This window comes from Pseudomonas sp. FME51 (assembly GCF_014897305.1).
Window position 1 is genome coordinate 559,439 of sequence record NZ_JABUYN010000001.1, and the last position, 14,230, is coordinate 573,668.

Below are 14,230 nucleotides of genomic sequence, written 5' to 3' on the forward strand. Positions count from 1 at the left end.
ATATTAAAAATATAAATACTCTTTACTTTTTATTAAAATAGCTAGAAATAGAAAAGCATTAACAATTAGGGTAATGTTTCTTCAGGACGTAAAGTCAATACTTCATACCCATTCGCTGTAACTAAAATAGTATGTTCTGATTGAGCTGATAATTTTTTATCACGAGTGACTACCGTCCAACCATCTTTTTTAGTTTTAATTTTCGCACCACCTTGGTTTATCATTGGTTCAATCGTAAAAGTCATACCTTCTTTTAATTCAATACCTTGTCCTTTAACACCATAGTGTAATACTTGTGGTGCTTCATGCATTTCTCTGCCGATTCCATGACCACAGTATTCTCTTACAACACTATATCCATGACTTTGTGCGAGACTTTGAATAGCATGACCAATATCACCTAATGTTGCCCCTGGTTTTACTTCTTTAATACCTTCCCACATTGCTTGATACGTTATTTGTACAAGCTTTCTCGCAATAGGTGATGCCTCAGGCATAATATACATTTTACTTGAGTCAGCAATAAATCCATTTTTTTCTAATGTAATATCTACATTTATAATATCTTTACTTTTTAAACGCTCATCTACCTTTGGTACGCCATGGCAAACAACTTCATTAATAGACGTATTTAAAACATATTCATAATCATATTGCCCTTTACTTGCGGGCCTTGAATGAAGTTCATTAACAATAAAATCTTCTACTTTATCGTTAATTTCCAGTGTAGAAACACCGGGAACAATAAAATCATCAAGCATTGTAAAAACTTGCGCTAACAAACGTCCTGATTCGCGCATCAATTCAATTTCATCTGTCGTTTTAATCGTTATCTTATCCATTATTTTTCCTTTTATTCTTACTCGACTTCTTGCTTGATGGTCTCTTTTTTCAGCATTTCATTAATAATCATTGGAAACGTTTTATCTGGGTTTAATTCTGCTTGAATACCAATTTTTATCCAGAATTCTGCCTGAGCATTAACAGAGCGTGACATCACATTGCTTGCTTTTCGCAAGTACTCATGTAATTCATCAGAAATTTTTACAATACCCACACCAATCCTTATATACAGATCATAATAAAACATATACGTTATATAATAGAATTAAACCCTTCTTCTTTCAATTGCTATTCGATATAACCATAGGCATAAAATGCCTAAATAAGAAAACAAGGAGAAATACGAGAAAATAAAACTCAGAATAAAGAGGTTATACTTATGCTTTTCATGTACTTCGTTACACCCATCTATAAATTTATAACATTTAGCTTCAGACTAGCCTAAATTACAGCTATTTATTTTTAAATATGACTAACCTCAGAATTAGCTGAGAGACAAATTAGAAAGCAAACGCTAATTTAGTATTAATAAAATTTAGAAACGAATTTCGTATAAATACTAAGGAAAGCAAGAATATGAATCTATTTAAAACCATCGCATCACTTTCGTTATTAAGTAGTATTTTAATACTAACCTCAGGCTGTACAACAATTGAGAGAAATTATCCCACAAGCTTAAGTGTCGCCAACGAGCAAACTGAAAACAGAGCTCTTTCAACAAAATGGGGAGAAAGCTTATCTTCTGTTACTCAGCATGTTGATGCATATCGATTATCAGATACTCCCTCACAAACAACCTCAATATACTATCAAAGTGGAAAACCTGCTGATTCTTATTCAAAAAACACACGTATAAATGAAAGCCCAGTACAGATATCTATATTAACGGAAGATAAAAAAACAATGCCACTGTATAGTGCGCAAAACAACCAACACTTGTTATATGGTAAAGAGAATGATCGTTATATTATTTTCTTACATAATACCAGCCCACGCAAAATATATGAGGTAATTATCACTGTTGATGGTTTAGATGTTATTAGCGGTACAGCGGGCTCTTATCAAAATAGAGGTTATTTATTAAGACCAAGTGATACGTTATTTGTTGAAGGATTTAGAAAAAATGATCAGCAAGTTGCTGCTTTTCGTTTTAGCTCTCCTGATGAGGGATATGTAAATTATAATACGCAAGGTGATAAAAAAAATCAGGGAGTAATTGGTGTTGCACTTTTTGAATCAGAAGAAGGCCAACAAAAAGTGATGAAAAAGTGTAGTTATTTACCAAACCCTTTCCCAAATAGTCACTATGCACCTGAACCGTGTATTCCTTAATCCTTATCCATTCATTTTTTTATTTTAAAGATAGCGTAAATTATTACGCTATCTTTTTGAGTCCTCACAAAATAAGATACTCAAGACTATATTAACATTTCATGTTAGTACACTTTATCTAGTTCCCTTTTTTATGTATATTTAATCCCTAATCACCCTCATGTTAACTTCCTCTACATATCATCCCCCTTTATCATTATTAATTATATAAACTTATTAGGAATTATTATGTCTGAAAAACCGCATCGTATTATATTAACTGGAGGTCCTGGCTCTGGGAAAACCACACTAATAAATGAATTTAAAAATAGAGGCTATCCTTGTTCTTTAGAAGCAGGAAGAGCCATTATTCAAGACCAAAGTATTATCGAAGGAAATGCATTACCATGGATAGATCCTAATGCTTTCGCACATTCAATGCTAATTTGGGAGCTGCGTTCATGGCATGAAGCAATTAACAAAAAACTAATTTATTTCTATGATAGAGGGCTCCCCGATATTGCAGGATATTTATTACTGTGTGGTTTAACTATCCCAAAATACCTTGATAAAGCAATTACATTATTTCGTTATTCAACGAATGTGTTTATTGCACCACCCTGGACTGAAATTTATACTCAAGATAAAGAAAGGAAACAAACAGAAAAAGAAGCAAAAGAGACTTATCTAGCTATGATAGCCGTTTATAAAAAGTATAATTATCATTTAATAGAGCTTCCTAAAATAGAAACAGCCCATAGGGCTGATTTTATTTTTAATAATATCTAAAAATTTATTATCAGCCAGTAGTAATTACTGGCTGATAATAATGTTAGTTTTTAATAAGAAGCCATAATCCGTAAATCAGGTTTTTCTCCCCGCATAATGGCACGTTGTTGTTCGTGAACAGCCTCATTAATTGCTTTTTGCTCTCCTGGTGTTCGGGTATTTTTACCACAAACTAAAGTAGAACACACAGGACTCCCTAATCTGTGACTTCCTGAATCACCCGCACTAAAAGTAACGTTATCAGTTGCACAACCCAATAATAAAAAAGATAATAATAAAGTGATTACTATGCGCATATTTTTCCATATGAAATTAAATTTCAACTTGATATTAAAGTATTAATAAGCATCAAAGGTATAATGTGGTTTTTGTTTCCATTTAAATTCAACTGTTTGTTTTTTTTCATTCCAAAATGGCTCAGGAACAGGCATGGTAAAACTTATTTTTTGAATAGGCTTTATTGTTGAGTTATCATTATTGAGATATTGATTATTTACTAATGACTTTGAGTCATTTAAACCAATCTTAAAAATCTGTCCAAATTTTTGTTTTTCTTCTTGCACTTCCATCTCAAAACGAGATTGCTTTCCTAACATAAAAACCAAGTTATTATTAACTGGTTTACTATCAACATGAAAATTATCAGTATGTATTTCAGTTAATTTGGTTTTAGCTACTTTGCTTGTAGTACAACCCGTACTAACAAATGCAGAAAATAATAAAAATAAAAAGTAATGCATAATATAAATATCAATAAGAAATAGGAATTAATAATTATTTCATAAAAATATTCATCAATAAAATAATTTTTATTATTTTAATAAAAAAAGAAAAATAGACTTAAAAAAGCACCATATAAAATAAATTAAACTATAAATTACAACAAAAAACAAAATAAATGGTTGGCATAAGTAAAATACAAAGTTAGGCCAAAAAGTATTCAATTCATTATTAATATACATACTTAAAACTAATAATGAATTACGTATGAATAATTATAAATCCATGTTTTTAATGTGGATATAATTTAAGTCAACAAAAATGGACATTAAAGAATGTCCGATTAATAAAAATAAGGTTATTTCATTCTATTTTTTTATTTTATAATGTGATTTCACAAGAGAATTTAAATATACTTCTGTTTTATAATGTGTAAACTCTATCTTGTTGTTATTAGACGTAAACAAAGGTATTCCACTGCCTAATAAAATAGGCACTTTAGTTATTATTAATTCATCAACCAAGCCTTCACCAATAAAAGACTGAACTGTTTTTCCACCATCAATATACACTCTATTATAATTATTAAATTTAAGTGTTTTCACTATCTCAGAAGTACTTCCTGATAATATATTAACATTGCTAGGTAATGATAGAGGTAGTTTTTTAAGGGTATCGCTTAGCACAAAAACTGGTTGCGAATATGGCCATTTAATATCAAATCCCATTATTGTTTCGAACGTTATTCTTCCCATAACAATAGCATCTATTTCACTAAGAAAATCGGTAAAACCAAAGTCTGAATTTTCAGGATTCTCAATGTTAGTAAGCCATTCAATGTTACCTTGCTTATCAGCAATATAACCATCTAAACTTGTTGCTATATAAACTATGATATTCATTTTTCATACTCTTTTTTAGAAAGGATATATTAAATTACCATTAAATAAAAAAATTTAAAATAAAAAGAAGCGAAAATAATAGAAAGGCGATAAAAATTAATAAGCTCTTAATTTTTAATTTTAGAAATAAAGAATGAAGTGCATACTTATAAATATAATAAAAAAAAGCCTTATAGTTTTAAACATCTATAAGGCTTGTAGTTATAACGTATAACTTACTGACCTGCAGCCATTTTTTTCATTTGTTCTAATGAATCTAAAGCTTGCTTACAAGTACTTTCTTGAACGTCTTTAGGTAATGCAGCAAATTGTTCTTTAGCTTGAGCATATTGTGCTTTCATCGCTTCAGCTTGAGCTTTAGTTGCATCATTTTTTGCCATTAACTCAACATAAGAGTCAGTTTCTTTAAAATAATCTTCGCATGATTTAGATAAATCAGCAGAAACAGCAACAGAAGAAAGTGATAATAAACCCAATGCTAAAATAAGATTTTTCATAAATATCCTTTAAGTTTAATAAATAGTTAGAAAGAGATTCTATTGTTTTTCTTGAGTTTAGATTATCTCAAGAAAAATAAAAAATAAGGATAAGTATTATCTTAATTAAAAAATAAAATCACATCCAATAATGAGTAATTTAAAAACAAAATCAAAATAAGATGATTAATATTAGCCATCTCTTCTTTTAATTAACAAAAAAAATTATTATTCTTTAATTAATATGCTGTTATGAATTTTTAAAGGAAGAAATTACACAAAATAGCATAATCAAGGGTGTATCTAAACAATCATAGTTATACATTTACTTTTCGATGCAATAAAACAAATTTAACTCACAAATATAGATAAAAATGGAAATTACCAGTATAGACTGGCACGCTTATGGAGTTTTTCCTACCTTTCATGCTCCTAAAAAGAGTAATATAGATATAGTGTTCTATTTAACTTGATTTATAGAAAATAATTTGGAAAGTGATTTTTCACAAGAAAACATCTCTAAACATTAGGTGTTATACGTAAAAAAGAAATGGATGGATGAACACTTTTATAAGTTAGAAAATAATAATTATTTTTAGGTTCTCAATGTATTTTATCTCAAAGATTATCTTATTGTATGAAAAGCCTTGAGAATATTGTGGTAAAAATCCACCTTTAATTATAAACACACATCTAAAATAGAGTAACAAATAATAATTAATTACTTATTTTAACTTTTATCATCATTATATGAAATAAATCATTTAAACAACCATTAACTTATTACGAATTAAATTAACATCCTCTTAATTTAATTCTATTTTTATAATTTTGACGTGATCTATATAAAAGAATCATATGTCACACTTATATATAGTTACTCTGTACTTAATAGGTTCTATTAGTCAGGGGTACGCCCCTTCAACGGAGGCATTTAATGTCTATAAAATGGGTTTTGATCATATCTGGAATTGTTATTGGTGCTATTTCTTTACTTCTTGGTGTTAATGGAAATCCACCTAATATGGGTGTTTGTGTCGCTTGCTTTATTCGAGATAGTGCGGGCAGTATGGGATTACACAACACCGAAACAGTACAATATCTTCGTCCTGAAATATTTGGTTTTATTCTTGGCTCATTTGCTGCCGCCCTTCTGTTTAAAGAATTTCAATCAAAAGCGGGTTCAGCCCCCATTATTCGATTTGCGTTGGGTTTTTTAATGATGGCAGGTTGTTTAGTTTTCTTAGGTTGTCCATTAAGAATGGTACTTCGCATTGGTGCTGGTGATTTAAATGCTGTAATAGGATTAGTTGGATTAATAATAGGTATTGGTGTTGGTAGTCTATTTGTAAAAAAAGGATTCTCTTTACCAAGAAATTATCGTCAATCCTCTGCCGAAGGTTTTATTTTACCTATTATTTGCATAGTCCTATTTGTTTTATTCTTATGGAATAGTGATATTTTCAATGCCAGTGTAAAAGGTCCTGGTGCAAGTCATGCTCCTGTATGGATGTCTATAATAGCAGGGCTTATTATTGGATTTATTATTCAACGAACTCGATTTTGTTTTATTGGAATGGCAAAGCACGTCTTTCTATCACGTAATTATAATATGGCATTTGGTGTAATAGCATTAACAGTTGTTGTTTTTTTAGGCAATCTCTACTTAGGAAAATTCAATCTTGGTTTTGAAAATCAACCTATTGCACATAATGATGGTCTATGGAATTTCCTCTCTATGGCACTTGTAGGCCTTTGTGGTGTGTTTATTACAGGTTGCCCATTACGTCAACTTGCTAACGCAGGACAAGGCAACTCCGATGCTGCTATAAGTGTAATGGGAATGTTGGTCGGCGCTGCATTTGCTCATAATTTTTCTTATGCATCAAGCCCTGCTGGCGTTACCGATAATGGCAAAATTATTGTTATTGTTGGTTTAGTTATTACCATCACTATAGGTGTTCTTTATACTTATACTGTAAAAAAAATGCAGGATAATGAGATTAATAAAAATGACGCATAATTATTTATTTCTTTTCCATGAGCAATATGCTGTAAAAAAACTTTATCACCAACTTCAGCAAGATAATTTTTCAGTGATGATTATTGATGTGCCTAGAAAATTATCATCAGAATGTGAATTAGCAATATCGACTTATCTTTCTGAAAATGAAGACTATAAAAAATTTATTAATAATAACATTAGAGCCATTTATAAAGTAAATTCAAATCATTTCGATCTACTTTGGCAAGATAAAAACTAAATAAAGCACTCTTACATTATCTACTTTTCAAAAGTTAAAAGGCTACATTTTTGTAGCCTTTCACTATAATAAAATCTGCTACATACGAGTAAGTAATTACATTTATTAGATTATTTAAAAGATAAAAACCACCCGTATTTAAACCGGATGGTTTCTATAATTAAATATCCATAAAATGACTCTTTGATCACTCGTCATTCTTCTTCTGGTGGATTCTTGAGGATCTGGTGAATTTCCTCTTTTAGCCTTAATTTTTGTTTTTTTAACTCTACGACCTCTTCACCATAACCTCTTCTATCTTTATGTTCCAATCTTACAATTTTATGGTCAAGTTCGTTATGTTGTTCAAAAAGAGCTCGAAAGTGAGGGTCTGTTTGGCGGAGCTTTGAAATTAAATCACGATATTCTGGAAACATAAATAGCTACCTTCCTTATCAATTGTGAATTAAATACTCTTTTCAGTTTCACTCAAACAGATTGGGCTGTCATTGCCTTTATGTTAAAAGTAAGACCAATATCAATTAATATTTTTCATTTTAAAAATAGTTGAACATTTTTATATTAAATACGTATATTATGGTAACTAGTGTATTAATTGGTAATTTTACCTAGTATTAGATTATAAAATAGTCATTAATATTTATTTGAAGTTATCTACTCAAACCAAACATCTTCATATCCTTCTTTATCAATAATAAATTTATATCCTTCGGGTAGATAAAGATATTTTATTACTTCTGGCAACAATTCATTTAAATGGCTTGTATGCAGTGTTTGATAAAAATCATCTCTTTTACAGTGTTCACCGCAATAAAAAAACCAGCTTATTGTACCGTCTTGAGGTCGTTTTATGCGTGCCCCAAAGATAGGATTTGCATGTAATGTATCTAAAGCAATTGCAACCATATCTTCTGGCGACATAGGCAAAGCCTGATACTTTTCACATAAGTTTTTTTGTTGCTCAGTAATGGCTAATTCATTGTTTTTATTCATTATAAAATCTTAAAGTTAAAAAATAGTCTCTTAAATAGAATTTATCAATATAGAATTCTAATCTACCTATCGTTATCAAACGAATATTGGAAAAAATGAATAAATATTCATCTATTAATGCAAAAGATAAAAGAGAGATAGAATTATGAAAATTTACACTAAATAAAAGGATGAAAAAACATCAATTTGATTTAGAAACAAACAAATAAAAGCATTAATACCTTTTTTATTGGAAAAAAAGCATTTATTGTTAATTTATAAAATAAAAAATCGCTACATTTATAGTGATCTCTTATAGTAATTTATACCCATCTATTTGAGTCACTAAGCCCAATGCCGCCACATTGGGCTTTCCTTATCTATTGATAATAAGCATAATTTACAATTCTTCCATGATAAATATATCTATCCTTTTATCTTTTGCAAAGAATAGTTAGGATTGATATCCTCAAATTAATATACTCAGTCATAGCGTTTTAGCTAAATAAACTCTATAGGGATTACTTTAAAAAAAGAGGTAAAGCCATTACTCCAACAATTAAAGCAACAATTCCATGTAATATCATTGCTATTTTAGTTCTAACTACATTCACACACTCGTTTTTACGACAGCTTAACCATTCATTAAGTGAAATAAAAAAGCAGATAAGACAATAAAAACCAGCACTAAATATAATAAAAACTGAAGTTATTGCTCTAGATAAACTTGACCATCCCCCTGAATTGGAATGTGGGCTTAACTCATTATAAATAAGCAGTCCAGTAACTATTAACAGACCTATCCAAAATGCCATTAGAATACCTTTTCCAACAACCTTTATTTCAACTTTATCGTTTTCCATATTTATTAGCCTTTATATTTAAATTATTATCCACTCTGTTTTTTGGGCTTTCCTCACTTATTATCAGCTAAATTTTCTTGTTCTTTTAATTTTGAAAGAGCTAATTCTTTCATCCAATCTGCAAGTAATGGCATCGTTTTTATTGAATCCAATAATGCACGCTCTTTTTTTGTTAAACGAATCACAATCACTTCAGTTTTCATTGCGGACATAGTAACGTTCTCCCCTTTTGTTGAGTTGGGGAAATATTGACATAAAATATCGACAGAACGGTCTGACTTACAGGATTTTACAAAGTCATCATTTAAAGATGTAATAATGAAATAGTTGAAATATCGTCCACTATTTGTTTTTAGAAAAAATTTAATACTTTTACAATATATTTTAATAAAAAATAAGTATTATTTTTATTTCAATACCTCAAAAATCCCATTATTTAAGTCTATGGTCTTTTTTATAAAATATAAATCAGATACATTTATCTAATGTATAAATATGATCATCAAAAACCACACCATTTATAACGCAATTATCTTTCAGAATTTCAGTAAGAATAAATCCATTTTTTTCTAATACACGTTCTGATGCCCTATTCCCTGCAGTCACAACAGCTTGAAACTTTGTCAAACTAACCAATTCAGGCAAAGCTAATAGTTGAGCTAATGATTTGGTACCTATAGATTTTCCTGCGTGTTCTGGTGCAATGATATAACCAACCACAGCCAGTTTTTCTTTATCTTGGTGTATAAGCTTCAATCCCGTAAAACCTAAAGATGCGTTATTTATTTTATTACGGATAGTAAAGAACAGCCAATGTGAGGATGATAAATCCCATTCAGGCAACCGATTATTAAAAGCCTCTCTTATTTGCTCTTCACTCATCGTAGTTGATACATACTGCATAGCCTCAGGCGAGCGATATAAACGACTAAAAAGCAGCCAATCATCTTCAATTATTTTTGTGAAAATAAAGTCCATACGTTATCCAGAATAAATATAGTAATATATAAATTAATTGTATATTACTATAGGTAATAAGTAATGATAATTTTAGACTACAAATTATTTTCTATCATTTATTTTTGAGTCAAATCATAGCTTTCAGAAATTAAAGATTGCAATTCTTTTTCATTAAACTCGCAATTTAGTTTAATAGAAACCCAATGTTCTTTATTCATGTGGTATGCTGAATAAACCCCTTTTTTTAATCGTAAAGATCCAACGAGGTTTGGCATAGCTTTTAGATTAATGATATCAATTATTTTATTCTCCCCATCATCAGATAACTTATTTTCTGAAACATCCATGATAGCAGCAAACCACTTTGAATTATTTTTATGTCTAAAAATTGCATAATTTGGATATTTGCTCCATAAATATTCAGGAGTTACATTATAATTTTCTTCAATATAGTCAATGAGCTCTTTTCTATTCATTACTCCTCCAGTTCAGCAAAATATCTAAACTTAAATATAGACCTATCATGTCTTATGAATCAACTGATTATTAACACCACTACTAGTCCCCCTTTGAATAATCAGTAAATTAATAGATATTTTAAAGTTAAGGCAGATGCTTTACTAAAAATAATATTTTTAAACAACAATTGGTTATAGCTATCCATTAACAATAATTATCATTTATGGCTTATCAGCTAATTTTTTAAATATTTATAAGATACACATGAATAATTATTATTTTTTATAAAATCAGAAAGAATTATTGCTATATCAAAATAGAATAAACAAGAAATTCAAAAGGTTATCGTGGATGGATATAAAAAACGATTTGAAAAAAATTGAAGTAATGTTTACAAAAAAAGTGCTGAAACGATTTGCTGATATTCAAAATAAGAAAATAAGAAAATAAGGAAATGAAGAAATGAAGAAATGAAGAAATGAAGAAATGAAGAAATGAAGAATATATACTCTTAATGGCCTTAATGTTTTTAAGTATTATCAGTACCCTATAATAATATTTAAATAAGAAAAAACCCCGCCAAAGCGAGGTTTTATATATTTAACTATTTAATGCTTAACTTATTTGAGCTGCCATTACACTTTTACAAAATATACATCTTGCGCCGTGTGGGTTGTTCACTGTCACATCAAATTGTGATGTTCTATATTGTGAACCGCTACAACAAGGGCATTTAAAATAGAGGCAAATAGTTATAGCGCCCTTAGAGTGCTACCACATTGCCAGCAGAAGGACCTTTCATACCATTTTCCATGGTAAATGAAACTTTTTGGCCTTCAGCTAATGTTTTGAAGCTATCGCTTTGGATTGCAGAGAAATGTACGAATACATCTTTGCTGCCATCTGCAGGAGTAATAAAACCAAAACCTTTACCTTCATCAAACCATTTTACTGTACCAGTCATTGTATTAGACATAGAATTTCCTTTAATTATTTAGATCGCCATATGGCATGTTCGGTTTGTTTTTTATTTTTACTTATGGGATCAATTAGAAGGAATTCGCAATGAAGTGGTATCGAGGATAGCGCTAAACGGGAACAACCTTAATCTTACTAACATAAATAGGCCTGTACTTCCAAACCAGTGATGTCATTAAGCCATAGAAAAGCGTATATAGCAAATTTTATTTTTAAAGATAGCACTTTTATTATCTCCAATGCTCCCGATATCTATTTTTCTAACACATTTTTAAATATATGCCGTAACGTATTTACAGATATCACATTCATACCACGCGGAACGAGAGTTACCCGTTGTCGTGACTGTCTTCGTTAATTCATGAGAGAACCACATGAAATACGGAAGTTGATAGATTCAACATCATCAGGGCACCCCAACAAAGTATTATCTTCAATGCCATACTAGGATAAGCTTCCACAGCTCACTTTTAAAATCTGATAAATATCGATTCAATTGATCAGCAGTAAATTCAGATGAGCCAATATAAATAGTGCAGCTTTGGCTGCCAAGACCAACTTTGACTGCTCCAGCAGTCCTGTGGAGTGTTCTAGTCCATTGTTTGATGTCTTACTGCCAACTTACAGCTTCAATCCACCAAGATTTTCCTGAATCTTTATCTTTGATATTCTTCAGCTGAACCCGAGAACCATCCATTTAATATCACGCAAGCGACTAATTTCATTTTTGGCATTCGCTAACTCCTGCATATATTGAATATCCAACTAGTTTAGTCGTATCACTTGTGGGCTTTTTTATTGAACATCAATATAAACATATTGATACTTTTATATGATAAAAAAATATTATTATCATATAAGTATTGAATTTCAATTCTATTTTATTTATTAATAATAAGGTCATTAATGCTGTAGAGTTATAGATTCTAAGTTGTCCATTTAGTCAATATGCTGTTCTCTTCATTATACGATATGAGTTAGCATTATTTTCCTTTTAATCCATCTTCTCCAGATGGATTTTTTTTGCCCCTACATAATAAAATATCTTCATGAAAGTATAGGGAACTTCAATTAAAGTAGAATAACTTAAATTTATTATTTTAGTGATTTTTTATAATTGTGATTAATTTCACTTTTTTCCATTAAAAAGATCTATGTAATAGTAAATAGGGATTATATGGGGGTACACTATAATAACAATTATGATTCATCGGCGTTCTGTGTTCTTTAAACCATCATTATTGATGGTTTTTTATTAAAAAATAAAATTAATTTATTGCCTAGAGTACATAATCATTGCTCTCGAAAACATTAATATAAGATAAATATTTTATTCCATTCTTATGAAAAAAATCTGATCTATATTCCCCATCTCGACTTAATTTTTCAACTTAACCATAGCAAACAAATATTATTTTTTAATATTTTTTTATTTTGATTTGATAAAACACAAAATAAGCATTGAAAATTAATTATTTTTATAATACAAAAACAACTCATAACCTTTTTTACATTATAACTAAATATAACTCACACTCTCCCCCAACTCACTCTTGGGGGCTTTTTTATCGAACAGCGATATAAATATCTTGATCTTTTTTTGAAAAATCAAATAGATATTAATATACGTTATATACAAAATGGCTTCATATATTTACACATACGATTCACCTTCGAAGCATTTTATAAAGGATACAGCTTTATTAAAAAATAAAACTAGGTAATTAAATATTATTGTTCTTTTAGATGTTTATGAAAGGAAAAAATTATGCCTAAGAAATTAATCATTATTACAACAATATCAATATGTTTACTTTCCGGCTGTGCAGTTAGATTAGCATCCCCACCTGAAGATTATCAAGGCTCTGATTTTTCACGAATTAGGGCTAAAAATTATGCATATCCGCTTACAATGAACATCTATGAAAAAGATGGAAACTGCTATAAGCAAACTGATACAAAAAGTTTGGGGCCCGGATTTAATATTATTGGTATAAAATCAACATATAACAAAAAAATACCAGGAATGCTACCTCCCTCAAAAGAAATGCAAGGATTAGACGCTCTAGAGTATAAAATAAAAGCTAATCAACGGATTGAATTAGAATATAAAGCAGTAACATTCCGTTCTCAATACACACAAACAATTAAAACATACCGGCATAAATTTATACCTCAAGAAGGTCATGACTATGATTTATATGACGGAGATTTTGGAATAATAACCATCTTTGATTTAACAACAAATAGCTTTGTAAATCATGGCTGGGGAGATGATCAGGAATGCAAAGGTAAAGTAAGTTACTGGACAGGTAAAATGAACTATGACTAAAACTAATAATATTACTTACAACCTTATTAAACTCCGTTTATTTTGTGCAAGCTATTTCTAAAAAACTGAGTGAACAAACTCAAGATAAATTTATTTTTAACGATCTATCCCTGCAAAGCGGGGTTTTGCATATTCGACTATTTAATATTTAAAAATAACCTTATTTAATTTAGGGTTGATACGAATTAGTACGACATGACTTACATTGCTTCTTGCGTTTATTTTATATATCGATATGACTCCTAGCGTATCAGCATTTTTTATTGTGTTTTGGGTAATCTTTTCATACTTGCAATTTAGATATATATGATCGAATTCAACCTAATACTGCTATGACTTAAGGCTAAATCTAGTCCAATAA

The 14,230-nt window shown here is 29.6% G+C and carries 18 protein-coding genes; 5 read left to right on the forward strand and 13 right to left on the reverse strand.

Features of this window, described 5'->3' with window-relative positions; genetic code table 11:
* Positions 1-65: 65 nt before the first annotated feature.
* Together map and INT39_RS02605 are read right to left on the reverse strand one after the other, a co-directional pair.
* Positions 66-842: a type I methionyl aminopeptidase gene (gene map / locus INT39_RS02600; protein ID WP_193014449.1), complete on the reverse strand. Its 777-nt coding sequence runs from the start codon at positions 840-842 to the stop codon at positions 66-68.
* A gap of 17 nt (positions 843-859) precedes the next feature.
* Entirely contained in the window at positions 860-1,057 is a 198-nt protein-coding gene (locus tag INT39_RS02605) for a ParD-like family protein (RefSeq protein ID WP_193014448.1), read from the reverse strand.
* A gap of 362 nt (positions 1,058-1,419) precedes the next feature.
* Between INT39_RS02605 and INT39_RS02610 the strand changes: the two genes are divergently transcribed.
* The gene (locus INT39_RS02610; RefSeq protein ID WP_193014447.1) at positions 1,420-2,175 is read left to right on the forward strand and encodes a hypothetical protein; all 756 of its coding nucleotides are present in this window, start codon (positions 1,420-1,422) and stop codon (positions 2,173-2,175) included.
* 228 nt (positions 2,176-2,403) lie between these two features.
* Positions 2,404-2,943 (forward strand): AAA family ATPase, encoded by a 540-nt coding sequence (locus INT39_RS02615; protein WP_193014446.1) that lies wholly within the window; start codon positions 2,404-2,406, stop codon positions 2,941-2,943.
* Positions 2,944-2,993: 50 nt separating this feature from the next.
* Here INT39_RS02615 and INT39_RS02620 read toward each other — a convergent pair whose 3' ends face one another.
* The 4 genes from INT39_RS02620 to INT39_RS02635 all read right to left on the reverse strand — a co-directional run bounded on the left by INT39_RS02620 (position 2,994) and on the right by INT39_RS02635 (position 5,062).
* On the reverse strand, positions 2,994-3,239 hold the full coding sequence (locus tag INT39_RS02620; RefSeq protein ID WP_193014445.1) for a hypothetical protein: 246 nt from the start codon (positions 3,237-3,239) through the stop codon (positions 2,994-2,996).
* 42 nt (positions 3,240-3,281) lie between these two features.
* The gene (locus tag INT39_RS02625; protein ID WP_193014444.1) at positions 3,282-3,683 is read right to left on the reverse strand and encodes a hypothetical protein; all 402 of its coding nucleotides are present in this window, start codon (positions 3,681-3,683) and stop codon (positions 3,282-3,284) included.
* Positions 3,684-4,031: 348 nt separating this feature from the next.
* Positions 4,032-4,565 carry a dihydrofolate reductase family protein gene (locus tag INT39_RS02630; RefSeq protein ID WP_193014443.1) on the reverse strand — a complete coding sequence of 178 codons (534 nt, stop codon included), beginning with the start codon at positions 4,563-4,565 and terminating at the stop codon, positions 4,032-4,034.
* A gap of 215 nt (positions 4,566-4,780) precedes the next feature.
* Positions 4,781-5,062: a DUF5339 domain-containing protein gene (locus tag INT39_RS02635; RefSeq protein WP_193014442.1), complete on the reverse strand. Its 282-nt coding sequence runs from the start codon at positions 5,060-5,062 to the stop codon at positions 4,781-4,783.
* 916 nt (positions 5,063-5,978) lie between these two features.
* Between INT39_RS02635 and yedE the strand changes: the two genes are divergently transcribed.
* Positions 5,979-7,064: a YedE family putative selenium transporter gene (gene yedE / locus INT39_RS02640; RefSeq protein ID WP_193014441.1), complete on the forward strand. Its 1,086-nt coding sequence runs from the start codon at positions 5,979-5,981 to the stop codon at positions 7,062-7,064.
* Positions 7,054-7,305 carry a putative Se/S carrier-like protein gene (locus INT39_RS02645; RefSeq protein WP_193014440.1) on the forward strand — a complete coding sequence of 84 codons (252 nt, stop codon included), beginning with the start codon at positions 7,054-7,056 and terminating at the stop codon, positions 7,303-7,305. The genes yedE and INT39_RS02645 overlap by 11 nt, the downstream gene beginning before the upstream one ends.
* A gap of 194 nt (positions 7,306-7,499) precedes the next feature.
* Here the strand turns inward: INT39_RS02645 and INT39_RS02650 are convergent, their stop codons facing one another.
* The 7 genes from INT39_RS02650 to cspA form a co-directional block, all read right to left on the reverse strand.
* Positions 7,500-7,721, reverse strand: coding sequence for a YdcH family protein (locus INT39_RS02650; RefSeq protein ID WP_036937520.1), 222 nt, complete (start codon positions 7,719-7,721; stop codon positions 7,500-7,502).
* Positions 7,722-7,959: 238 nt separating this feature from the next.
* Positions 7,960-8,298: a hypothetical protein gene (locus tag INT39_RS02655; RefSeq protein ID WP_193014439.1), complete on the reverse strand. Its 339-nt coding sequence runs from the start codon at positions 8,296-8,298 to the stop codon at positions 7,960-7,962.
* A 500-nt stretch (positions 8,299-8,798) separates the two neighbouring features.
* Positions 8,799-9,140: a hypothetical protein gene (locus INT39_RS02660; protein WP_193014438.1), complete on the reverse strand. Its 342-nt coding sequence runs from the start codon at positions 9,138-9,140 to the stop codon at positions 8,799-8,801.
* A 53-nt stretch (positions 9,141-9,193) separates the two neighbouring features.
* Positions 9,194-9,352, reverse strand: a complete 159-nt coding sequence (locus INT39_RS02665; protein WP_193014437.1) for a hypothetical protein — start codon at positions 9,350-9,352, stop codon at positions 9,194-9,196.
* Between the two features lie 256 nt (positions 9,353-9,608).
* Positions 9,609-10,118: a GNAT family N-acetyltransferase gene (locus INT39_RS02670; RefSeq protein WP_193014436.1), complete on the reverse strand. Its 510-nt coding sequence runs from the start codon at positions 10,116-10,118 to the stop codon at positions 9,609-9,611.
* 98 nt (positions 10,119-10,216) lie between these two features.
* Positions 10,217-10,576: an MmcQ/YjbR family DNA-binding protein gene (locus INT39_RS02675; RefSeq protein ID WP_193014435.1), complete on the reverse strand. Its 360-nt coding sequence runs from the start codon at positions 10,574-10,576 to the stop codon at positions 10,217-10,219.
* A gap of 746 nt (positions 10,577-11,322) precedes the next feature.
* Complete coding sequence (gene cspA, locus INT39_RS02680) at positions 11,323-11,535, reverse strand: RNA chaperone/antiterminator CspA (RefSeq protein WP_193014434.1); 213 nt, start codon at positions 11,533-11,535, stop codon at positions 11,323-11,325.
* A gap of 1,770 nt (positions 11,536-13,305) precedes the next feature.
* Between cspA and INT39_RS02685 the strand changes: the two genes are divergently transcribed.
* The gene (locus tag INT39_RS02685) at positions 13,306-13,869 is read left to right on the forward strand and encodes a hypothetical protein (RefSeq protein ID WP_226893912.1); all 564 of its coding nucleotides are present in this window, start codon (positions 13,306-13,308) and stop codon (positions 13,867-13,869) included.
* Positions 13,870-14,230: the final 361 nt, after the last annotated feature.